At 72.6% G+C, this 21,644-nt stretch carries 19 protein-coding genes; 5 read left to right on the top strand and 14 right to left on the bottom strand.

Annotated elements, in window-relative coordinates:
• Positions 1-4: 4 nt before the first annotated feature.
• The gene (locus QL987_RS00900) at positions 5-559 is read right to left on the bottom strand and encodes an NUDIX hydrolase family protein (protein ID WP_221849474.1); all 555 of its coding nucleotides are present in this window, start codon (positions 557-559) and stop codon (positions 5-7) included.
• Positions 560-753: 194 nt separating this feature from the next.
• Between QL987_RS00900 and QL987_RS00895 the strand changes: the two genes are divergently transcribed.
• Entirely contained in the window at positions 754-1,734 is a 981-nt protein-coding gene (locus tag QL987_RS00895) for a nuclear transport factor 2 family protein (protein WP_290155824.1), read from the top strand.
• Positions 1,735-1,841: 107 nt separating this feature from the next.
• Here the strand turns inward: QL987_RS00895 and QL987_RS00890 are convergent, their stop codons facing one another.
• Positions 1,842-2,543: a PadR family transcriptional regulator gene (locus QL987_RS00890; protein ID WP_290155823.1), complete on the bottom strand. Its 702-nt coding sequence runs from the start codon at positions 2,541-2,543 to the stop codon at positions 1,842-1,844.
• Between the two features lie 142 nt (positions 2,544-2,685).
• Here QL987_RS00890 and QL987_RS00885 point away from each other — a divergent pair, with 142 nt between their 5' ends.
• The gene (locus QL987_RS00885) at positions 2,686-7,449 is read left to right on the top strand and encodes an ATP-dependent helicase (RefSeq protein ID WP_290155821.1); all 4,764 of its coding nucleotides are present in this window, start codon (positions 2,686-2,688) and stop codon (positions 7,447-7,449) included.
• Entirely contained in the window at positions 7,442-8,221 is a 780-nt protein-coding gene (locus QL987_RS00880) for a DNA-formamidopyrimidine glycosylase family protein (RefSeq protein ID WP_290155819.1), read from the top strand. The genes QL987_RS00885 and QL987_RS00880 overlap by 8 nt, the downstream gene beginning before the upstream one ends.
• A gap of 63 nt (positions 8,222-8,284) precedes the next feature.
• On the opposite strand, the gene QL987_RS00875 is transcribed toward QL987_RS00880, so the two are convergent.
• The 7 genes from QL987_RS00875 to QL987_RS00845 form a co-directional block, all read right to left on the bottom strand.
• Positions 8,285-8,803, bottom strand: a complete 519-nt coding sequence (locus QL987_RS00875; RefSeq protein WP_290155817.1) for a hypothetical protein — start codon at positions 8,801-8,803, stop codon at positions 8,285-8,287.
• Positions 8,804-8,897: 94 nt separating this feature from the next.
• Positions 8,898-9,464 (bottom strand): glycosyl hydrolase, encoded by a 567-nt coding sequence (locus QL987_RS00870; RefSeq protein WP_290155815.1) that lies wholly within the window; start codon positions 9,462-9,464, stop codon positions 8,898-8,900.
• Positions 9,465-9,803: 339 nt separating this feature from the next.
• The gene (locus QL987_RS00865) at positions 9,804-10,466 is read right to left on the bottom strand and encodes an ATP-binding cassette domain-containing protein (protein WP_290155813.1); all 663 of its coding nucleotides are present in this window, start codon (positions 10,464-10,466) and stop codon (positions 9,804-9,806) included.
• Entirely contained in the window at positions 10,463-11,737 is a 1,275-nt protein-coding gene (locus QL987_RS00860) for a hypothetical protein (protein ID WP_290155811.1), read from the bottom strand. Before QL987_RS00860 ends, QL987_RS00865 begins: the two co-directional genes overlap by 4 nt.
• Positions 11,728-12,645, bottom strand: coding sequence for a hypothetical protein (locus QL987_RS00855; protein WP_290155809.1), 918 nt, complete (start codon positions 12,643-12,645; stop codon positions 11,728-11,730). Before QL987_RS00855 ends, QL987_RS00860 begins: the two co-directional genes overlap by 10 nt.
• A 64-nt stretch (positions 12,646-12,709) precedes the next feature.
• Positions 12,710-12,970, bottom strand: coding sequence for a hypothetical protein (locus QL987_RS00850; protein ID WP_146248067.1), 261 nt, complete (start codon positions 12,968-12,970; stop codon positions 12,710-12,712).
• 278 nt (positions 12,971-13,248) lie between these two features.
• Positions 13,249-14,175, bottom strand: a complete 927-nt coding sequence (locus QL987_RS00845) for a LysR family transcriptional regulator ArgP (RefSeq protein WP_290155807.1) — start codon at positions 14,173-14,175, stop codon at positions 13,249-13,251.
• Positions 14,176-14,243: 68 nt separating this feature from the next.
• Here QL987_RS00845 and QL987_RS00840 point away from each other — a divergent pair, with 68 nt between their 5' ends.
• Complete coding sequence (locus QL987_RS00840; protein WP_290155805.1) at positions 14,244-15,017, top strand: LysE family transporter; 774 nt, start codon at positions 14,244-14,246, stop codon at positions 15,015-15,017.
• A 184-nt stretch (positions 15,018-15,201) separates the two neighbouring features.
• Here QL987_RS00840 and QL987_RS00835 read toward each other — a convergent pair whose 3' ends face one another.
• The 5 genes from QL987_RS00835 to QL987_RS00815 all read right to left on the bottom strand — a co-directional run bounded on the left by QL987_RS00835 (position 15,202) and on the right by QL987_RS00815 (position 20,963).
• On the bottom strand, positions 15,202-16,674 hold the full coding sequence (locus QL987_RS00835) for an amino acid permease (RefSeq protein WP_253465321.1): 1,473 nt from the start codon (positions 16,672-16,674) through the stop codon (positions 15,202-15,204).
• Between the two features lie 87 nt (positions 16,675-16,761).
• Positions 16,762-17,649: a hypothetical protein gene (locus tag QL987_RS00830; RefSeq protein ID WP_290155804.1), complete on the bottom strand. Its 888-nt coding sequence runs from the start codon at positions 17,647-17,649 to the stop codon at positions 16,762-16,764.
• Between the two features lie 51 nt (positions 17,650-17,700).
• Entirely contained in the window at positions 17,701-18,525 is an 825-nt protein-coding gene (locus QL987_RS00825) for an alpha/beta hydrolase (protein ID WP_111073991.1), read from the bottom strand.
• Between the two features lie 219 nt (positions 18,526-18,744).
• Entirely contained in the window at positions 18,745-19,257 is a 513-nt protein-coding gene (locus QL987_RS00820; protein WP_290155802.1) for an MGMT family protein, read from the bottom strand.
• Positions 19,254-20,963: an AlkA N-terminal domain-containing protein gene (locus QL987_RS00815; protein ID WP_290155800.1), complete on the bottom strand. Its 1,710-nt coding sequence runs from the start codon at positions 20,961-20,963 to the stop codon at positions 19,254-19,256. The genes QL987_RS00820 and QL987_RS00815 overlap by 4 nt, the downstream gene beginning before the upstream one ends.
• Positions 20,964-21,067: 104 nt before the next feature.
• Between QL987_RS00815 and QL987_RS00810 the strand changes: the two genes are divergently transcribed.
• Complete coding sequence (locus QL987_RS00810; protein ID WP_290155798.1) at positions 21,068-21,628, top strand: molybdenum cofactor biosysynthesis protein; 561 nt, start codon at positions 21,068-21,070, stop codon at positions 21,626-21,628.
• Positions 21,629-21,644: the final 16 nt, after the last annotated feature.

Raw genomic sequence — 21,644 nt, 5'->3', positions numbered from 1 at the left:
CGACTCAGTGCAGCGCGCCGACCGAGGCCAGGCCCGCGCGGAGGAGCGTGCCGCGGCCGCCCTCCATCTCGTCCGCGACGGCGTCGGACGCGGCCTCCATCGGAGTCATCCAGGTGAGTTCGAGGGCGTCCTGCCGGGGCTCGCACGTCCCGGTGACCGGGACGACGTAGGCGAGCGAGATCGCGTGCTGCCGCTCGTCGGTGTACACCGAGGCGCCGGGCAGCGGGAAGTACTCGGCGACCGTGAAGGGGTTCGGGCTCGCCGGCAGCTGCGGGAACGCCATCGGGCCGAGGTCCTTCTCGAGGTGGCGGAACAGCGCGGTGCGGATCGACTCGCCGTACATCACCCGGCCGGAGACGAGCGTGCGGGCGATCGAACCGCTGGGCGACACCCGCAGCAGGACGCCGACCTCGGTCACGACCCCGAGGCCGTCGAGCCGCACGGGCACCGCCTCGACGTAGGTGATCGGGAGACGACGGCGGACGGACGCGAGTTCCTCGTCCGACAGCCAGCCGGAGCCGGAGTCGGGATCGGGATCAGGGGTGCGGGTCGAGGACATGCACCGTTCCTACCAGGCCCGGCGGCGAACTCGGCGACGGACCCGGCCGCGGTGCGCTCCCGGTCCTCGGTGCGCCCTGCTCGTCGCTGGGTCGGCGCTGCGTCGCGGTGAGCGGTGCTCGTGATGAGCGGGTCCTCACGAGCGGGACCGGGGTCTCGCCGGCAGGGCCCAGCCCCCGCCCCGAGGGTGAGCCCATGACGACACCACGAACGACAGCACTCCTGTTCGCGCGCGCTGCCGCTGCAGCCGCCGGCGCCGCCCTGCTCGCCGGCTGCTCCGCCGGTCCGGCCTCGGCCGCCCCCTCGACCACGACGTCCCCCGCGACGACCTCCGCCGCGACTGGGTCGGCGTCCGGGTCCGCGTCCGGCGGCACCGGGGACCGCCTGGACGCCGCCGCCGAACACGCCGACGCCAGCCTGGTCCGGCGGCTGTTCACCCAGGTCTTCCCGGCCCCGTCCAGCGCCGCCGCCGTCCGGACCGCGGGCCGCATCGTCGCACCGGACGCCGTCTCCCACGGCGGGGCCTCCGGGCCGGCCGGGCTCCTCACCGCGTTCCGTGCCGACCACGGCCGGATCGCCGGGGCCCACGCGGTCGTGAAGCACCTGGCGGCCGACGGGGACCTGGTCGCGGTGCACTGGCAGCTCACCGCGGACGTCCACGACGAACGGCAGGGCGAGGCCGCGGTCGACCTCTTCCGGGTCAGCGGCGATCGGGTCGTCGAGCACTGGTCGCTCGCCCAGCCGGTGGCGACCGGGAAGCCGGCCAGCGGCAACACCAACACGATGTTCAGTGACCTGTACCGGGCCCCGGCCGCGCAGCGCCACCCGTCGGAGCGGCAGGAGGAGCGGAACCGCCGCTTCGCCGTCAGCGCCTACGACACCCTGTTCCGCGACCACGACGTGTCGGTGCTCGACCGCGACTTCGACCCGGGGTACCTGCAGCACAACCCGGTCGCGCCGAACGGCACGGCCGCGCTGAAGAAGCTGTTCGGCGGCGGCACCGGGTTCCCGGCGCAGGAGTCGGTGGTCTCCCTGTCCGACGGGGACCTGGTGTGGACGTTCTCCCGCCCGGTCGGTGCCTCGGCGGACAGCCCCTTCCTCGCCGCGGACCTGTTCCGTGTCGACGGCGGGCTGATCCGCGAGCACTGGGACGTGGTCCCGCCCGCGGCTGGCTGACACCGCCGGAGCCGGCCACAGACGAACGGGAGGCCCGTTGCCAGCTGGCAACGGGCCTCCCGTTGGTCTGTGGTGCTGCGGCGCCGGGGTCCGGTGTTGCGGACCGCTCAGTCGCTGAGGACCTGGAGCAGGTCGCGGCGCAGGCCGTCGATCTTCTCGGTGGCGGCCTTCGTCTGCTCGTCCGTCGCGCTCGTGCGGAACACGTGCATGACGCTGGCGAGCTTGCGGAGCGACTCGAACAGCTCGCGCTGCGAGTCCGGCATGCCGGGCGTGGACTCCCACGCGGCGGCGATCTCGTCGGCCTTGGACTCGGCCTCGGCCCGACCGGCGTCGGTGAGCTCGAAGAGGGTCTTCCGACCGTCGCCCGTCGAGACCACGAGGTCTTCGTCGACCAGCTGCTGGAGCGTCGGGTAGACCGAGCCCGGGCTCGGCTTCCAGGCGCCGCCGGTGCGTTCCGCGATCGTCTTGATGACCGCGTAGCCGTTCTGGGGGCCCTCGGCGAGGAGCCCGAGGATGGCGAGGCGGACGTCGCCGCGGCGGCGTCGTTCACGGCCGGGGCCGAAGCCCGGACCGAAGCCGCCGCCGAAGCCGGGACCGAACCCCGGACCGCCGAAGCCCGGTCCGCCGAAGCCGGGACCGAAGCCCCGCCCACCGCGGCCACCGCGGCCGTGTTCGTGGTCACCGTGGTCACGGCCGGGGAACCCGGTGCCGTGGTGCTGGCGGGCGCTGCCGAAGCGGGGCCCGCGCTGGCCGCGACCGAAGGGGTCGCGGGGGGACGTGGAGCTGTTCTCGTCGTCGATGGGGCGCATGACGACTCCTTTCTCGAAGTTGGTTCGCGACCTGTTCAGGACCGGTCGCGATGCATTAACGATAGATCGGTAGTGTTCTCGTTGTCAAGCACCGATCCGCCCCGGGCTCCTGTCGGTGGTGAGGAGCAGGATGGAGCGGACCATGACGGACGTCTTCGAGCGCTTCTCCCCCGCCACCGCCGAGTGGTTCCGGGGGGCGTTCCGCGAACCGACGGCCGCGCAGGCCGGCGCATGGGACGCCATCTCGACCGGGCAGCACGCGCTCGTCATCGCCCCGACCGGCTCCGGCAAGACCCTGGCCTCGTTCCTGTGGTCGATCGACCGGCTCATCTCGGCGTCGGACACCCCGCCCGCCAAGCAGCGCACCCGCGTGCTCTACGTCTCGCCGCTCAAGGCCCTCGGCGTCGACGTCGAACGGAACCTGCGCTCGCCGCTCGTCGGCATCACGCAGACGGCCAAGCGGCTCGGGCTCGAACCGCCCGACGTCACGGTCGGCGTCCGGAGCGGTGACACCCCCTCGTCCGACCGGCAGAAGCTGCTGCGCCTGCCGCCGGACATCCTCATCACCACGCCCGAGTCGCTCTACCTGATGCTCACGTCGAAGGCGCGCGAGACCCTGGTCAACGTCGACACCGTCATCGTGGACGAGGTGCACGCGGTCGCGGCGTCCAAGCGTGGCGCCCACCTCGCCGTCTCGCTCGAACGCCTCGACGACCTGCTCGAGAAACCCGTCCAGCGCATCGGGCTGTCCGCGACCGTCCGCCCGGCGGAAGAAGTGGCGCGGTTCCTCGGCGGCCGGGCCCCGGTGCAGATCATCGCGCCGCCCGCGCAGAAGACCTTCGACCTGCGCGTCGTCGTGCCGGTCGACGACATGACCGAGCTCGGCGCCCCGCCGGTCGGCGCCGACGCGACCTCCAGCCCGACCAACGGCTCGATCTGGCCGCACGTCGAAGAGTCGGTCGTGGACCTCATCGAGCAGCACCGGTCGACGATCGTCTTCGCCAACTCCCGCCGGCTGGCCGAACGCCTGACCGCCCGGCTCAACGAGATCCACGAGGAACGGGCCCTGGCGACGACGGACGTGGCCGAACCCGTGGGTGCCGGTGTCGGCGTGCCGGTGGTCTCGCAGTCCCCGGGGCGGGCGTCGGCACATGCGCCGGTACCCCAGCCCACCCGGCCACCGGCCCAGCTGATCGGCGGGTCCGGCCAGACCGACGGCGGCGGCTCAGACCGGAACATCCCGGTGCTCGCCCGCGCCCACCACGGCTCGGTGTCCAAGGACCAGCGCGCGATCATCGAGGACGACCTGAAGTCCGGACGGCTGCGTTGCGTGGTCGCCACCAGTTCGCTCGAACTCGGCATCGACATGGGCGAGGTCGACCTCGTCATCCAGGTCGAGGCGCCGCCCTCGGTCGCCAGCGGCCTGCAGCGCGTCGGCCGCGCCGGACACCAGGTCGGCGAGATCTCCCGCGGCGTGCTCTTCCCGAAGCACCGGGCCGACCTCGTCAACAGCGCCGTCACCGTCGAGCGCATGGTCAGCGGGCAGATCGAGTCGATCTCGGTGCCCGCCAACCCGCTCGACGTCCTGGCGCAGCACACCGTCGCGGCCGGGGCGATCGACACCGTCGACGTCGAGCACTGGTTCGAGCTCGTCCGACGCAGCGCCCCGTTCAGCGGCCTGCCCCGCTCGGCGTTCGACGCGACGCTCGACCTGGTCACCGGCCGCTACCCGAGCGACGAGTTCGCCGAACTCCGGCCGCGCCTGGTCTGGGACCGCGTGCACGGCACCCTCACCGGGCGTCCCGGAGCGCAGCGCCTGGCCGTCACGAGCGGTGGCACGATCCCGGACCGCGGCATGTTCGGCGTCTTCATGGTCGGCGAACGGGCGTCCCGCGTCGGCGAGCTCGACGAGGAGATGGTCTACGAGTCCCGCGTCGGCGACGTCTTCGCACTCGGCGCCACCAGCTGGCGGATCGAGGAGATCACGCACGACCGGGTCCTCGTCAGCCCGGCGTTCGGGCAGCCCGGCCGGGTGCCGTTCTGGAAGGGCGATGGACTCGGCCGGCCCGCCGAACTCGGCCGTGCCACCGGTGCCTTCGTGCGGGAGGTCGAATCGGCCTCGGACGAGGACGCCCGGGCCCGGGTCGCCGCCGGTGGCCTCGACGAACGGGCCGTCACGAACCTCATCGCCTTCCTCCGCGACCAGCGCGCCGCCACCGGTCACGTGCCGAGCGACACGACGCTCGTCGTCGAACGCTTCCGCGACGAGCTCGGCGACTGGCGGCTCATCCTGCACTCCCCGTACGGCATGACCGTGCACGCGCCGTGGGCCCTGGCGGTCGCGGCCCGACTGCGGGAGCGGCACGGGATCGACGGCGGCGCCATGGCCGCGGACGACGGCATCGTGGTGCGGATCCCGGAGACGGACGCCGAGCCTCCCGGAGCGGAGCTGTTCGTCTTCGAGCGCGACGACCTCGAGACCATCGTCACCGACGAGGTCGGCGGCTCCGCGCTGTTCGCCGCACGCTTCCGCGAGTGCGCGGCCCGGGCACTCCTGCTGCCCCGCCGTGACCCGGGGCGCCGGTCCCCGCTCTGGCAGCAGCGCCAGCGTGCGTCGCAGCTGCTCGAGGTGGCGCAGAAGTACCCGACGTTCCCGATCCTGCTCGAGACCGTGCGCGAGGTGCTGCAGGACGTGTACGACGTCCCCGCCCTGCTCGGCATCGCGGACGAGATCGCCCGGCGGCGGATCCGCCTGGTCGAGAGCGAGACCGAGCAGCCCTCGCCGTTCGCCCGCACCCTGCTGTTCGGGTACGTCGCGGCCTTCATGTACGAGGGGGACTCGCCGCTCGCCGAACGCCGGGCCGCCGCACTGTCCCTCGACTCGACCCTGCTCAGCGAGCTGCTCGGTCGTGCGGAACTGCGCGAACTGCTCGACCCGGCCGTCATCGACGGTGTCGAACGCGACCTGCAGCGGCTCTCCCCGGACCGCCGCGCACGGGACGTCGAGGGCATGGTCGACGTCCTCCGGCTGGTCGGGGCGCTCGACCTCGACGAGCTGGTCGACCGGAGCTGGCTGGCCGACGCCACGGACCGCAGCGAGGCCCAGGCGACGCTCCGCACGGCACTGGAGGCCCTCGAGCGCGACCGCCGTGTCCTCGCCTTCTCGCATGCCGGGGCCACCCGCTGGGCCGTGATCGAGGACGCGTCCCGACTCCGCGACGCCCTCGGGGTGCCGCTGCCGATCGGCGTGCCGACCGCCTTCGTCGAGCCGGTCGCCGACCCGCTCGGTGACCTGGTCGGTCGGTACGCCCGCAGCCACGGTCCGTTCGGCGCGCAGGAGGCCGCGTCGCGTCTGGGGCTCGGCGTCGCGGTGGTGCAGGACACCCTGCGCCGCCTGACCGCCGACCGACGCCTGGTCGAGGGCGAGTTCCGACCCGACCGCCAGGGTGCCGAGTGGTGCGACTCCGAGGTGCTCCGCCGCATCCGGACGAAGTCGCTCGCGGCACTCCGGCACGAGGTCGAACCGGTCGCACCGGACGCCCTCGCCCGCTTCCTGCCCGCGTGGCAGCACGTCCGCGTCCCCGGGGCCCGCGGTGGGCTGCGCAGCATCGACGGCGTGCTGCAGGTGGTCGACCAGCTGTCCGGGGTCGCCCTGCCCGCCAGCTCGTGGGAGTCGCTGGTGCTGCCGGCCCGCGTCTCCGACTACGCCCCGAGCATGCTCGACGAGCTGACCGCCACCGGCGAGGTCCTCTGGTCCGGCGGCGGCACCCTGCCCGGCAACGACGGCTGGGTCCGGCTGCACCTCGCCGACACCGCCGCGACCACCCTGGCCGAGGCGGCGGGCGACGAGACCACCGAACTGCAGCGGGACGTCCTGGGTGCCCTGGCCGGCGGCGGCGCGTACTTCTTCCGGCAGCTCGGGCAGGCCGTCGGCAGCACCGACGACTCCGCCCTGACCACCGCGCTGTGGGACCTGGTGTGGGCCGGCCAGATCACCAACGACACGTTCGCCCCGCTGCGGGCGATGCTCGGCGGCAAGGCCCGGACCTCGAGCGCACCGCGCACCCGCGCCTACCGGGGTCGCCGGCGCCCGACGCTGCCGAGCCAGTCCGGTCCGCCGAACGTCGGCGGACGCTGGTCACTGCTGCCGCTCGCCGAACCCGATGCCACCGTCCGGGCAGCGGCGACCGCGGAGCTGCTGCTCGAGCGCTACGGCGTCGTCACCCGCGGTGCCGTGCAGGTGGAGGGCGTCCGCGGCGGCTTCGCCGGGGTCTACCGCGTGCTCGCCAAGTTCGAGGAGTCCGGCCGTGCCCGACGCGGGTACTTCGTCGAGGGACTCGGTGCCGCGCAGTTCGCCACCGGCCCGACCGTCGACCGACTCCGCATGTACGCCCGAGACCTGGACGACGAGGAGCGCGCCGACCCGGACCGCGCCCGTGAGGCCCTGACGCTGTCGGCCACCGACCCGGCGAACCCCTTCGGCGCCTCGCTGCCGTGGCCGCACGAACCCGCACCGGTCGACCCCGACGACCCGGCCGTGGCGGCGCAACCGGCCGGGGCCGCGAGCGCCGGTCCGGTCGCCCAAACCAGCATCAGCACCACACCCGCGAAGGGCGGCGCCCGCGGCCACCGTCCGGGTCGCAAGGCCGGCGCGCTCGTCGTGCTCGTCGACGGTCGGCTGGCCGTCTACGTCGAACGCGGCGGCAAGAGCGTGCTGACGTTCACGGAGGACCCGGCCGACCTGGCAGCGGCCGCCACCTCGATCGCGGCGACCGTCCGGAGCGGCCTCGGCAAGCTGTCCGTCGAACGGGTCGACGGCGTCTTCGTGCTGGAAGCCCCGCTCGGGGACGCCCTCCGCACCGCGGGCTTCACGGCCACGCCCCAGGGACTGCGGCTCCGTGCCTGAGGGCGACACCGTCTTCCGCGCGGCGGCCCGGTTGCACGCGGCGCTGGCGGGCAAGGTCCTGACCCGCAGCGACTTCCGGGTGCCCGCGTTCGCCACGCTCGACCTGGTCGGCCGCACCGTCGACGAGGTCGTCCCGCGCGGCAAGCACCTGTTGCACCGGATCGGCGACCTGACCGTGCACTCGCACCTCAAGATGGAGGGCCGATGGGACGTCTACGCCCCGGGTGAGCGCTGGCGCCGACCGGCGTTCCAGGCGCGGGTCGTCCTGGACGCCGCCGACGTCTCGACCGTCGGCTTCACCCTCGGGGTCCTGGAGGTCGTCCCACGCGACCGGGAGTCCGAGGTCGTCGGGCACCTCGGCCCGGACCTGCTCGGACCGGACTGGGACGCCGACGTCGCCCTCCGGAACCTCACCGCGGACCCGGACCGACCCGTCGGCCTGGCGCTCCTCGACCAGCGGGTGATGGCGGGGCTCGGCAACGTCTACCGGAACGAGCTCTGCTTCCTCCGGGGTGTGCTGCCGACCCGGCCGGTCAGCGAGGTGCGGGACCCGGCGCGGATGGTGACCATGGCCTCCCGGCTGATCGTCGCGAACCGCGACCGGAGCAACCGGGTGACCACGGGCGTGGACCGGCCGGGACAGCGCTTCTGGGTCTACAACCGGGCCGGCAAGCCCTGCCTGCGCTGCGGCACCCGGGTCCGATCGGGCGACCTGGGTGAGTCGGAGCTGACGCTGCGCGACACCTACTGGTGCCCGCGCTGCCAGACCTGACCGCGGAGGACAGAGCTGACCACGGACCAGACCTGACTGGTCAGGTCTGGTCGTGATCGGGCGTCAGTGGTCGACGGCCTCGACGATGCAGCTCTGGACCTGCTTCGCCGCGTCCGAAGTCTCGGAGAAGTCGGCCGGTGCCGCGGTGGCGGTGCTCTCGTCGGCGACGACGTCCTCGGCGACCTTGTTCACCGGGACGACCATGCCGTCGAAGTCCTCGGCGGTCGGGTCGGACTCGGTGCCGAAGACCGCGACCTCGTCGTCGTTGGGGTCGTCGCTCTGGTTCGGGGCCACCGAGACGCCGAGGTACCAGCCGGCCTCGCCCTTCGTGACGCTCGCGACGTCCGTGTTGTCGTGCGGCCCCACGGCCTCGTCGATCGCGTCGACGGCGGCACTCGAGGCGACCTGGCAGGGGGCGCTGTTGCGCTGGCCGGGGTCGGTGCGGGTGGCGGACTCCTCGGAGCCCGGAACCTTCGCGACCGGGTCGCCGTTCTGGGCGCCGGCGTTCGAGCAGCCGCCGAGCAGCATGCCGATGGTGGCGAGGCCGACGAGGGTGGCAGTGGTCTTCGCGCGCATGCTCATGGCGTGGACGGTAGGCGGACGCAGGTGTGCCGGAGCCCAGGAGTGCGTCCCGTGGCTCCGGCACACGAGGGTCCGGCACATGAGTCGACTCCCGCTACTGGTGCGACATGATCCACGCCAGCAGGTACGACCGGGTGTTGCCCGTGTCGATGTCCTCCGCCGGCAGTTCGCGGGCGAGGGCGAGTGCCGCCGTCGCCTGGCTGCCCGACGCCAACGCCCGGTACATGAGCAGGTAGTCGCCGAACTGCACCGCGTAGTCACCCTCCGGCACGGCCTCGTCGAGGACCTTCCCGATCTGCTGCTTGCCGCCGGCGGCCACGTAGTCCGCGGCGACGGCGGGCATCGGGATGAGCTCGATGCCGGCCGGTGCCGCCGGGTCCGCGCTGAACCAGGTGGCGTGGTCCCGCTTGCCGCCCCAGTTCAGGGAGACGACGGTGTGCTGGAACCCGGGGAACGGCCGCAGGTCCGGGTCGAGGACGTCCCGCTCCGCCGAGGCCGCCTCGTTCGCGAGCAGCCAGTCACCCAGCTGTTCGGTCGCGCGCGACCCGGAGACCTGTCCCCAGCGGGTGAGCCCGTTCCAGGCCGACACCGCCTCGGACGACGACTCCTGGTTTCTCCTGTCGGGTGTCGGAGATGCCGTCCGTCGGGCCCACGGGGGCATGACGGACGACGGTGTCGGCGACGGTGGCGACAGGGACCCGGACGCGGTGGTCCGGCGCGGACGGCGGCTAGGGTTCCTCGTCCGTGGCACGGTGCGCGCCGAGGGTGCGGCGTGCACCGGAGCGGTCCGCCCTCGGGAGACGGGACCGGTGTTCGGTGTGTGTTCGGATGTGTGTCGGCGACCCGTGCCGCCGATGGGGTGAGCGTACGTCACGACTTGCACCCGGCGTGTGACGATCGTGTGAACACGGCCCCTGACCGGGGGTCACGGGCCTGTCACCCCGCGGGCCCTGCGTTCTGGGGACAGTCGGCGGCGGGCGGGCGTGGCTGCGGCTCCGTGTCAGACCTCGGCGAGTCGCTGGTCGACGATGCGGAACCGTCGTGCGCACCTCGCTGCGACGCGTTCGCTGTGTGTCGCGATCACGAAGGTGGCGCCCTCGTCCTGCAGGCGCTCGAAGAGATCGAGTACCTGCGTTTCCGTCTCTTCGTCGAGCGCTCCCGTCGGCTCGTCGGCAAGCACCACAGAGGGTCGCTTCATCAGTGCGCGAGCGATCGCGACCCGCTGCGCCTCCCCGCCCGACAGTGCACCCGGACGGTTCCTCTGGATGCCCGGGAGTCCGACGAACTCGAGACATTCAGCCGCTCGGGTCCGTACCCCGGATCTGTCAGTGGCACCGAGGACGAGGTTCGCGAGCACGCTGCGGTCATGCAACAGGTCGTACCCCTGCGTCACGATCCCCATCGTCTCGAGCCGATGTCGTGCCATCACTGCAGACGTCCGGACGAGGGGTCGTCCAGCACTGGAGTACGAACCGTCGTAGTCCAAGTCGAGGCCCGCCAGCATCCGGAGCAGTGTGCTCTTCCCGCTGCCGCTGCGGCCGAGCAGCGCCACGGAGGGATCAGTGTCGCCGACGACCAGATCCAGTCCGCTGAAGAGTGACCGGATGGCTCCGTTCGGTTCACGGATGGACTTCGACACGTTCCTGAGCTCGATGCTCGTCATCGTCCCCGCCGTCCAGGAGTCTCCGTGGCGAGGATCCGGTGGGCGCGGCTCACAGCGTCGAGCGAGAACCAGACCCCGAGCGCGGCCATCACTCCGAGGAAGGGGTAGGCATGGTGGTTCGGGAGCAGCGCGCATCCCACGGCGTAGAGGACGACGACGATCGAGTACTCCACGGCCCAGGTCTGGCCCACCGTCCGGAGGATCGCGCGGTCGCTTCGCCCGACCGTCCTGCAGATGCGCACCCATCGTCGGCGGTGGTCGCCGAGGACCCTGTTGATCCTTCGGCAGACGACGATCGTCGCCACGCCCGTCATCGCCGACACTGCGCCCAACAGCCCGAAGTTCTCGATCACGATCTGGCGAACGAGTCGGAGCTGGACCAAGTACGTCGGGATGCCCTGCAAGGAGTACTCGTGGAACCCGGTCCTCGCGGCGATCGCACCGAGCTCGCCGATCACGTCGTCGTAGGTCATCGACGTCGACGCCGCGATGTCCGTGTTGAGCATCGCGAAGGCGACGATGCCTCCGGTGTACCGATCTTGCTGGACGAAGCGACCGACATCAGCCGGGTAGGGCAGGACGATCGTGTCGTCCAAGTAGTGGTTGATGTCGCCGCGGTGGAACACGGCGCTGCCGGGCGAGAGGAACCCGGTGACCCGGAGGCGCTCGCGCACACCGTAGACATCCGCCCGGAGTTCGTCGCCGATCTCGTACAGGCCGCGGTAGTCGGAGCCGAGGACGACCGGCACCAGGCCGGAGCTGTAGTCGACGTCCGTCCAGACCGGAGCCGAGCCGGACGTCACATCGAGCCTCGAGAACGCGAACATCTCATGGTTCATCTGCATCGACTTCACGTCGCGGAGCCGTTCCCCACCCTCGCCGCGGTACTCGCCGCGCTCTGCGAGGCCGGAACCAGCGTTCGCGTCGAAACGACCGTCACCGCGGAAGTCCTCGATGACGACGGGCTGGTCGAACGCCGACAGGAAGTCCAGCCGGTCGTTGTGTCCGAGTTGCGCGACGAAGTCGGTGAGCGTGCGGAGGTCACGGTCCGACGCTCGGAAGCGCTCGAAGCCGTCGGTGTCGCCGAGGAAGGTGTCGACGAGGCCGTAGAGGTCGACGTCGCGGTCTGCCGCCAGTGAGCCGTTGACCGCTCCACTCGTCGACTGTGCAAAGGTGCCGAAGGTGTAGAGCGACACGGCGAAGACCGCCATGACGAGCGCCTTGACAGCGATCAGGAGACCGTTGCGCCGAAGATCACGGATCAACTCCATGATCGCCGCCTCATCGGCCCGACGAGGAGCATCACGACGACGAACACCATGCACTGGCTCGAGACGGCGGCCAGGACCGGCCCGGCCAGGCGGACGCCGAAGCAGGACAACCCGGTGAGGACCGCGGCGCAGACGATGATCGGGGTGCTGCACGCGACCAGGACGGTCCGGAACAGCACTGCTGCGGAATCGAGTCCGACCAGGCGGCGGATCCGCGCTCGATCGCCCTCGTGCCGAGCCGCCGAGACGGCCGCCACAGCGCTCGCCATCGTCGCGACGGCGAAACCGAGCGTCAGGACGATCGGCGTGACGAAGTCGACTGTCGTGCGGCGGTTGGCGCCACCGGCCACGGGTTCGATCCGGTCGCTGCCGAAGACCGCCACGGCGCGGGTGCCGATGTCGGGCCCGTCCAGGACCGTGCGGGTCTGGGCCGCGTCGAAGAGGGCCGGGGCTGCGATCAGGATGTCCTCCGCGAGCAGGCTGTCCTCCCTGAGCCCGAGACGCCCGACGACCTCGTACTGTGCACCCGCGACCTCGACGAAGGGGACGCCGCCCTCGACTTCGGTGTGCACGGCTTCCCCGACCAACGCCCGCCCGACATCGGACGCCGAGAACCGGATCCCGATCGACGGTGCGACGTCGGACCAGTTCCCGTTGAGCACGACCACAGTTCGAGCACGAGGTACTTCCTCGAGATCACGGAACGCCCGCGTCCCGACCGCGAACTCAGCTCGGTGCTCCATCAGCTCGCCGACGGTCGCGTGCACGGCGACCGCCTCGGGCGAGAGGAGGGCGCGGCCCTCTGCCGCGAGCGCCTGCGCGCGGGTCTGGAACACACCGAGGGCGCAGACCAGCCCCGTCGTCATCAGCAGCAGCGCGGCAACTGCCAACGCCTGCCTCCAGGTCATAGCTCCCTCTCGATCGACAGCCCACGGACCGGCCGAGCCGGCCTGTGGGGCGCCCCGCTGCTGCTCAGCGGCCGTAGTAGGTCTTCGCAGCGCCGTTCCCGTTGCTCGCCGCGTTGGGGTTGAACGCCTTCCACGGCGACACGGCTTCGGTGGCGCCGGTACCCCATTTCCGACCCGAGGTCGCGATGACGCCGGACGCCGGCCAGTAGTGCTCGAGCTGGGCGGTCGTGTAGTGCCGGGTTCCTGCCCACTTGGTCCATCCGTGTGCACGTTTGTTCGTCGTCCCGCCGATGACGCGCGACTCTGCGGTCCCACGGTGGCTCACGCTCGCGAACGTCCCAGCACGGGGCGCGGAGCCGTCCGAGAAGCTCCCGCTGATCTCACTCCAGCCACCGGCCGTCTCCCGCCCGGTATCGGTGGCGGACGCAGGTGCGGCGATCAGCACCGCGGATAGAGCGACTGCTGCCACACATCCTGCAGCGAGATGACGACGTACGGCCGTGTTCTTCATGGTGCCCCTCCCCTGACCGGCAGTATTCCACCGGTGAGATGATGCTGCCACGCCGCCGATCAAGTGGCAAGGGTCGCATCACCGCAGGTGCATCACATCGACCCCGCCTGGTGCAGCCGCTCCGCCGCGACCGCCCGCACGGCCTCGGTCACCCGTTCGAGCAGCGGCGACGCCAGGTTCCACCGCTGCCACCAGAGCGCCACGTCCGCCCGACGTCCCGGGGTGAGTTCGACCAGGTCGCCCCGCTCGATCGCCCCGAGGCACTGCGCCTCCGGCAACAACCCCCACCCGAACCCGAGCTGCACCGCCCGGGCGAAGTCGGCCGAGTTCGGGACGAAGTGCCGTGGACCACGGGGCGCGTGGCCGAGCACCCGCCGGAGGAACCCCTGCTGCAGGTCGTCGTCGCGGTCGTAGTCCACGAGCGGCACCCGGTCCAGGCGGGCCGTCATCCGCCGCTCGGTGTCCGCGCCGTCGAGGTACCGCCGGACGAACGACGGTGCGGCGACGGCCCGGTAGCGGTCCACCCCGAGCGGCACCGACGAGCACCCCTGCACCGGCTCCGCCTCGGCCGTCACCGCAGCCATCACCGTGCCCGCACGGAGGAGCTCGGCGGTGCGGTCCTGGTCCTCACGGTGCAGGTCGAAGACCACCTCGGTGTCGGCACGGACGATCGCGAGGGCGTCGAGGAACCACGTCGCGAGCGAGTCCGCGTTGACGGCGAGTGGGATCGACGGCGTGCGTCCCGGCACGTCGGAGTCCGGTACGTCGAGCGCCCGGGAGGTCTCCTCGTCGAGCAGCCGCACCTGTCGCGCGTGGCGGAGGACGACCTCACCGTCCGGCGTCGGCGCGATCGGCGTGGTCCGCTGCAGCAGCACCCGGCCGACGAGCTGCTCCATCGCCTTCACCCGCTGGGACACCGCCGACGGTGTGATCGACAGCTCGCGGGCGGCGGCGTCGAAGGTCCCCGCGTCGACGGCGGCCAGGAGGGTCTCGAGGTGGTCACGCTGGAACTGCACCATCAGCGCAGCTTACGGCGCACCAGGAACCTGAGCTGGTCTACGGGTGCGTACCGGCCTAGCGTTCCCCTGTGACCACACCGCTCGACGCCCTGCTCCCCGCCCTGTCCGGCCTGGGCACGGGGCTCGCCCTCATCGTCGCGATCGGGGTGCAGAACACCTACCTGCTGCGGCTCGCGGTGAGCGCGCGACTCGGGGTGGTCGCCGTCGCGGTGGCCGTCTGCGCGCTGTCGGACGCGGCCCTCATCATCGCCGGGGTGCTCGGCGTCGGGGCCGTCGTCGAACGGGTCCCGGCAGCACTGCTGGTCATCCGGTTCGTGGGCGCGGCGTTCCTGCTGACGTACGGGGTGCTCGCGGCCCGGCGGGCGCTGCGGCCCTCGGGCGAGGCGATCCGTCTCGACGAGCGGGCCGCCGAGGACGGGGTGCCCGTCTCGGCGGGTGCGGGCCCTGGGGCCCACGGCCTGGAGGCTGCACCGGCGTCGCGGGGGGAGGGCGTGCCTCCCGGCCGGGCCGGTCTGGGCGACCGGCGTCCGGGAGGCGACCCGGCGGGGCCGACGATGCCTGCCGCGGTCCTGACCATGCTGGTGTTCACGTGGGCGAACCCGCACGTGTACCTGGACACGCTGGTGTTCCTCGGGTCGGTCGCGAACCAGCAGGGGGTCGACGACCGGTGGTGGTGGACCGTGGGGGCGGTCGCGGCGAGCTGCCTGTGGTTCGGGGCCCTCGGCTTCGGAGGTCGGCTGCTGCGCCCGCTGTTCGCGAAGCCGCTGACCTGGCGGGTCTTCGACGCCCTGGTCGCCGTCGTGATGCTCGCCTTCGGCCTGGCGCTGCTCCTCGGCGCCTGAGCCCGCGGCCTCGTCGGCGCTGCCGCCCGCTGCCGCCCGCCGCAGCCCGCCGCCCGGCGTCCCGCCGGCGTCGTCGGGCGCCGCACCACAGAAGACGGCTCGCGCCACGGGATGCCGTGGCGCGAGCCGTCTTCTGTGGTGCTGATCCGAACGGCACCGGGCGGCACGCTGGTCGGCGGAGGTGCTACTCGCGCATCGCCTTGCCGACGCGGCTGTTACGGCGGCTGTAGCCGAAGTAGATCGCGAAGCCGATGACGAGCCAGACGACGAACCGGATCCAGGTCTCGACCTCGAGGTTGAGCATCAGCCAGAAGCAGAGCACCGCGGACAGGATCGGGACCACCGGCGACCACGGCACCCGGAAGGCGCGGGGTGCGTCGGGGCGGGACTTCCGGAGCACGATGATGCCGATCGACACGAGCACGAAGGCGGAGAGCGTGCCGATGTTGATCATGCCCTCGAGCTTGTCGACCGCGGTGAACCCGGCGAGGAACGCGACGACGATGCCGGCGACGACCTGCACCCGGACCGGGGTCTGCGTCTTCGGGTTGGTGACCGAGAACCAGCGGGGCAGCAGGCCGTCGCGGCTCATCGAGAACACGATGCGGGACAGGCCGAGCAGCAGCACCATGACGACCGTGGTCAGGCCGATCAGGGAGCCGATGGCGATGATGCCGGCCGCCCAGGGCAGCCCGACGATGTCGAACGCGGACGCCAGCGAGGGAGCCTTCTCCTCAGCGAGCTGCTTGTACGACACCATGCCGGTGATCACGATGCTGACGCCGACGTAGAGCAGCGTGACGATGCCGAGCCCGATGAAGATGCCTCGGGGCAGGGTCTTCTGCGGGTTCTCGGTCTCCTCGGCACTCGTGGCGACGACGTCGAAGCCGATGAAGGCGAAGAACACCAGCGACGCCGCGGCGAGCAGGCCGAAGACGCCGTACTGCGCCGGTGCCGCACCGGTCACGAAGGAGACGAGCGACTGGGTCAGCACGCTGCCCTCGGCACCCTTGGTCGGCTCCGCGGCGGGGATGAACGGCGTGAAGTTCGCGGCCTTGACGAAGAAGGCGCCGACCACGATGACGAACAGGACGATCGCGACCTTGATGACGGTGATGACCGCGGAGACCCGGCTGGACAGCCGCGTGCCGAACGCCAGCAGCGCGGTGAACACGCCGACGATGAGGACCGGACCCCAGGTGAAGCCGATCGGCCCGATCGCGATGGTGCTCGGCAGTGTGACGCCGAACACGTCGAACGCGGTGCTGAGGTAGATGCCCCAGTACTTCGCGATGACGGCGCTGGCGGTCAGGGTCTCGAGGATCAGGTCCCAGCCGACGATCCACGCGAGCAGCTCGCCCATCGTGGCGTAGGTGAACGTGTACGCCGAGCCGGCGACCGGGATCGTCGAGGCGAACTCGGCGTAACACATGATCGCCAGGCCGCACGTGACGGCGGCGAGCAGGAACGACACGATCACGCCGGGGCCGGCGAAGTTCGCGGCGGCGTTCGCGCCGACCGAGAAGATGCCGGCACCGACCGCGACGGCGATCCCCATCGCGGCGATGTCGAACGTCTTCAGGGAGCGCTTGAGCGAGCGCCCCTTCTCGTCGGCGTCGGCGAGCGACGCCTCGATGGACTTGGTGCGGAGGGCCATGGGACGTTCCTGTCATCGGAGCAGGCGGACCCCGGAAGGGTAGTGGTATACCGCACAGCGGTGCAACCGGGGACCGTGCGTCGCCGATCAGACGGCAGCGTCGGAGCGCCCCTCGCGCCACGCACGGAGGAACCGGGCACCGGCCTCGTCGTGGATGACCCCGTCCGGCGCGGTGAGCACCGGGTACGGCGTCTCGGGGACACCGTCGGCCGGTCGGACGTCGACGTGCGCGACCCGGTGCCCGTTCGCGTGCAGCCAGTCCGCCATCGCGTAGTCGCTGCGGGAGTCGCCGACCGTCCGCCACTCGAGGGGCAGGTCGCCGTCCTCGGCCAGGAGCTCGAGCGCCCGCTCGGCACCGAGGTCCTTGCCGCTGCGGTCGGACTCGACGTCGGTCGAGATGATCGTCGGGTCGATGCGCCACGCGACCGCGCCGTGCTCGTCCGGACGCACGTCGTCGAGGCGGCGGACGCCGAGCCCGCGGCGCTCGAGTGCGGCCATCGCCTGCGCGTCGAACGCGGGCTGCCGGGCCAGGTACGCCGCACTGTCGACGTCCACCAGCTGCTCGATCGACACCATGGCGTGCTTGGTCTCGTCGAAGAAGACCAGGTCGGCGTACTCCTCACGGACGAGCTCGCGCATCTCGTCGGCGAAGTCGCGCGGCAGCGCCAGGTCCTCGGCGACGGTCAGGTCGCCCATGCCGCCGGGGAACTGCGGGCCGATCGAGCACCAGACGGCACCCTTCTCGCACACCGCGTGCACCCGCCCGCCCGCGGCGAGACCGCCGGCGAGGAGGGGGCCGACGACCTGCTCCCGGATGAAGGCGTCGCTGCGTCCGGTGTTGAACACGACGGGGATGCCCTCGGCCGCCAGGGCGACGAGGTCCTCGACGATGCTCGGGATCGCGATGGTCCGCGAGAGCGGGCTGGCGATCGGGCCGTCGACGTCGAGCAGGAGTCCGAGGCGGGGTGCGTTCACCCGTCCATCCTGGCGTAGGTCAGCGCGCGCAGCCACGGCGCGGCGTGCGGTTCAGTGCGCGTCGGGACTGGGCTGGGTCTGGAGGAACCCGTCGACCGTGCTCCGCAGCACCGCGGGGTCCGGCACGTGGCCCTGCCCCTCGAGCACCACGGCCGTCGAGCCGGGCACCGTCTCGACCACCGCGCGCGCGGCCGCCCGGGTCCAGGTGGGTCCGGTGGTGCCCGCGGCGACGAGCACCGGGATCCCCACCGCGGCGAGTGCCCGCTCCGGCACGACGAGGCCACTGAGGACCCGGACGTCACGGCCGAGGACCCCGGCGTCGGCGAGCAGGGCCTTCCACAGCTTCGGTTTGAGGGGCACGGCGGAGACCTGCAGCATCGGGATGCCGAGCACCCGGGTGAGGTAAGCGCGGACCGCGGCGGCTCGGCGGCCGCCGGCGATCATCTCGTCGAGGCGGTCGGCGAAGAGGACGTCGTCGGCGTGCGCGTCGACGCTCGCGCGGTACGGCGGTTCGTAGAGCACGGCACGGCCGACCGGGACGCCGGTGGCGACGGCGTGCAGGACGACGGCGGCACCGACGCAGATGCCGAGGAGGTCGACGGGAGCGCCGACGTCGGCGACCACGGCGGCGAGGTCCTCGACCTCTCGCGCGACCGACCAGGGCCGGGTGTCACCGCTCTCTCCGCGGCCGCGGCGGTCGTACGTGACGACCCGGTAGCGGTCGGAGAACGCGGCGACGACCCCGTCCACGAACGGGGTGCCCCGGTGGTCGAAGGCTCCGCCCACGAGGACGAGCGCAGGGCCGTCCCCGCTCGACGAGACCGCGATCCGTGTGCCGTCCGCTGACAGCACCGATCGGTCGGCGGTGGTCGTCATGGCGTCCTCGTTCGGTCTCGACGGCGAGTGGCGCGCCCCCGGTCGTGCGGCACCCGGGGGGTACGACACGCATCGCGCTCGACGCTGATCTCGGTCCACGGAGTTCCGTGGACCACGCCGTCGTCGTGAGTCTGACAGGCCCGGGGCTCCGCGTCACCACCCACGTCCTGGGGGAGCGCTTGATGCTCCCTGTGAACGCGTGACCCGTCCGAGGGGTGCTCAGACGAGGGCGTCAGCGGCCACGGACTCGCGCTCGAGCAGCGACCGCTTGACGTCGAGCCCCCAGGCGAACCCGCCGAGGGAACCGTCAGAGCGCAGGACCCGGTGACAGGGCACGAAGAGGGCGGGGGCGTTCCGGGCGCAGACACTGGCGGCAGCGCGGACGGCGTCCGGGCGACCCATCGCGCTCGCGAACGCCGTGTACGTCAGCGTGGACCCCGCGGGGATGTCCCGGAGCCGCCGCCAGCCCTCGGCGAAGAGCTCGGTGCCGACCTGGTGGACGGGCACCTGCATGGCGTGCTCGGGCTCCCCCGCGTAGTAGGCGTCCACGGCGTCGGCCGCGCGGACCTGCCCGTCGAGGACCCGCGTCGGCCGGTGCCGTTCGGCCAGGCGCGCGAGGATCCGGTCCGGGTCGGCGGTCCACCCCGAGGCGAGGACCCGCCCGCGGTCGTCTTCGAGCACGGTGAAGGGCCCGTCGGGGGTGGAGAGGGTGGTGAGGACGGCGTCGGTCATCGGGGTTCCTTCCCGGGGTTCGTGGAGGTCGCTGCGGTCCGGTCCATCGCGCGATCGATGATCGGCCGCCAGCAGTGCATCGTGAGGTAGCTCCGCCAGGGGGCCACCCGTTCCGACCATAGGGAGAGTTCACGCGCCGTCCCGGGCAGCCCGAGTTCCTGTGCACCGTTCCGCACGGCGAGGTCGCTGTGCAGGAAGAGATCGGGGTGGTGCCGGACCCGGAGTGCGACGTAGTCCGCCGTCCACGGGCCGATGCCCTTCACAGCGAGCAGGCCGGAGCGGAGTTCGTCGAGCGACTGACCACCGTGGACGACGAGACTGCCGTCCGCGAGCGCCGCCGCGACGCGCATGATCGTGTCGACCCGGGCTGCGGGGCCGCGGAGGACCTCCCGCCCGCGCTCGGCGATCACCCCGGCACGGGGGAACAGCCGGACGACGGGCTCGTCGGAGTCAGGGACCCCCGGCACGAGACCCGCCGCCACCTGCTCCCCCAGCGCCGCCACGAGCCGCGTCTGCGCCGTCCGGGCCGCCGCGACGGACACCTGCTGCCCGATGAGGGTGCGGAACACCACCTCGTGCGGGTCCACCGCCCCCGGCAGCCGCATGCCGGGCACCCGTGCGACGACCGGTGCGAGCTCGGGCACCGCCGCGAGGGCCGCGTCCACCGCCACCGGGTCGGCATCGAGGTCGAACAACGATCGCACCCGGGCCACGAGGGTGGGCAGGTCGGACAGGTCGGTGAGCCGGACGAGCAGGTCCAGCCCGGTCCGCCCCCGACCGGAACGCTGGCCGGAGCCACCAGAACCGTGCCCGGCCCCGCCGGGCCCGGCCCCGCCGGACCCAGCCCCGCCGGTACCGGACGCGACCCCGTCGTGGTCCGCAGCCGTCGCGCGGAACCAGCCCGGGCCTCCCGGCAGGTCCAGCACCCGCCCGTAGGACGCGACCCGCCCGGCCGCGTCGAAGCCGACCTGCTCCATGCCGGCGAGCGCGTGCAATGCGTGCCACTCGAGCAGCCCCTGCACGTCGAACGGCGGCCGCGCCGGCAGGTGCACGCGGAGCGCGCCGTCACCGCCCGGCGCGACCCGTCGTCGGGACCGCAGTTCGGTGGGGGTGAGCGCGAAGACCTCGCGCACGGTGTCGTTGAACTGGCGGACGCTCGCGAACCCCGCGGCGAAGGCGACGTCCGCCATCGGCAGGTCGGACGAGGTGAGCAGGGTCCGCGCGGTCTGCGCCCGGTGCGCGCGGCTGAGGGCCTTCGGTCCGGCGCCGAGCTCGTCGGTCATGATCCGGTTGAGTTGCCGTTCCGAGTAGCCGACGCGGGTGGCGAGGCCGGGGACGCCCTCCCGTTCGACGACGCCGTCGAGGACCAGGCGCATCGCGCGGCCGGCGACGTCCTCGCGGAGGTCCCACTCGGGGCTGCCGGGCGTCGCCTCGGGCAGGCACCGGCGGCAGGCGCGGAAGCCGGCGAGGTGCGCGGCGGCACTCGTCCGGTAGAAGGTGACGCCGGTCGATCGGGGTGTGCGGGCCGGGCAGCTCGGGCGGCAGTAGATGCCGGTGGAGTGCACGGCGGTGACGAACTGACCGTCGAACCGCGCGTCCCGCGAGGCCGCGATCCGGTACCGCTCGTCGTGCTGTGAGACGGGCTGCGAGACGGGCTGCAGATCGGGCTGCGCGTCGAGCGGCGCGTCGGCTCCGGTGGTCGTCATGCGGTCAGCCTGGCACGGGCCGACGACACCGGACTGGCGGGAATCGGACGTCGCAGCACCCCGGGTGGACGGGACGGCCGGGAGGCGCGGCTACCGTCGACCGCATGCCTCCCGTCCTCGACCCGGTCGCCTCCGTCGCGCTGCCGCACGCCCGCGACGTCGAGGTGACGATGCTGCTGGTCTCCCGGAGGCACCGCTACGAGGGCCGTCCCGCGGACGGGGCGACACCGTCCGACGAGGAGGAGCTCCGCGACCGCATCGAGCTGCGCGCAGGACTCGGGATCGTCGGCGACCGCTACTTCGCTGCCCGGGCGCACGTGCACGCGTCGGTGACCCTGATCGGGCTCGCGGGGCTCGAGGCGGTGGGACGGGAGCTCGGGGTGTCGATCGACCCGGCGGCGACCCGACGGAACGTGTTCCTGCGCGGCGTCGACGTCGAGGCACTGCGGGGCGAGCCGTTCGCCCTGGACTCCGGTGACGGCCCGGTGCTCTTCCGCGGCTACCGGCCGGCGAACCCGTGCGCGTGGATGGACACCGAGGTGGCACCGGGGGCGTTCCGGGCGATGCGCGGGCGCGGCGGGGTGCGCTGCGACCCCGAGTCCGACGGCGTGCTCACCCTCGGCCACGCCGTGCTCCGCACCGCGCACCCGGTCCCCGCCGGCTGAGTCCCGCAGCCTGGCG

Source organism: Curtobacterium sp. APC 4022, assembly GCF_030407555.1.
Lineage (GTDB): Bacteria > Actinomycetota > Actinomycetes > Actinomycetales > Microbacteriaceae > Curtobacterium.
Note: the sequence above shows the minus strand (reverse complement) of the source record. Positions and strands in the feature narration are given on the sequence as shown.

Excerpts from the sequence above, each read along its gene's own strand:
- QL987_RS00900 (WP_221849474.1), bottom strand. The coding sequence starts at position 559 with ATGTCCTCGACCCGCACCCCTGATCCCGATCCCGACTCCGGCTCCGGC.
- QL987_RS00895 (WP_290155824.1), top strand. The coding sequence starts at position 754 with ATGACGACACCACGAACGACAGCACTCCTGTTCGCGCGCGCTGCCGCT.
- QL987_RS00890 (WP_290155823.1), bottom strand. The coding sequence starts at position 2,543 with ATGCGCCCCATCGACGACGAGAACAGCTCCACGTCCCCCCGCGACCCC.
- QL987_RS00885 (WP_290155821.1), top strand. The coding sequence starts at position 2,686 with ATGACGGACGTCTTCGAGCGCTTCTCCCCCGCCACCGCCGAGTGGTTC.
- QL987_RS00875 (WP_290155817.1), bottom strand. The coding sequence starts at position 8,803 with ATGAGCATGCGCGCGAAGACCACTGCCACCCTCGTCGGCCTCGCCACC.
- QL987_RS00870 (WP_290155815.1), bottom strand. The coding sequence starts at position 9,464 with ATGCCCCCGTGGGCCCGACGGACGGCATCTCCGACACCCGACAGGAGA.
- QL987_RS00865 (WP_290155813.1), bottom strand. The coding sequence starts at position 10,466 with ATGACGAGCATCGAGCTCAGGAACGTGTCGAAGTCCATCCGTGAACCG.
- QL987_RS00860 (WP_290155811.1), bottom strand. The coding sequence starts at position 11,737 with ATGGAGTTGATCCGTGATCTTCGGCGCAACGGTCTCCTGATCGCTGTC.
- QL987_RS00855 (WP_290155809.1), bottom strand. The coding sequence starts at position 12,645 with ATGACCTGGAGGCAGGCGTTGGCAGTTGCCGCGCTGCTGCTGATGACG.
- QL987_RS00845 (WP_290155807.1), bottom strand. The coding sequence starts at position 14,175 with ATGGTGCAGTTCCAGCGTGACCACCTCGAGACCCTCCTGGCCGCCGTC.
- QL987_RS00835 (WP_253465321.1), bottom strand. The coding sequence starts at position 16,674 with ATGGCCCTCCGCACCAAGTCCATCGAGGCGTCGCTCGCCGACGCCGAC.
- QL987_RS00825 (WP_111073991.1), bottom strand. The coding sequence starts at position 18,525 with ATGACGACCACCGCCGACCGATCGGTGCTGTCAGCGGACGGCACACGG.
- QL987_RS00820 (WP_290155802.1), bottom strand. The coding sequence starts at position 19,257 with ATGACCGACGCCGTCCTCACCACCCTCTCCACCCCCGACGGGCCCTTC.
- QL987_RS00815 (WP_290155800.1), bottom strand. The coding sequence starts at position 20,963 with ATGACGACCACCGGAGCCGACGCGCCGCTCGACGCGCAGCCCGATCTG.
- QL987_RS00810 (WP_290155798.1), top strand. The coding sequence starts at position 21,068 with ATGCCTCCCGTCCTCGACCCGGTCGCCTCCGTCGCGCTGCCGCACGCC.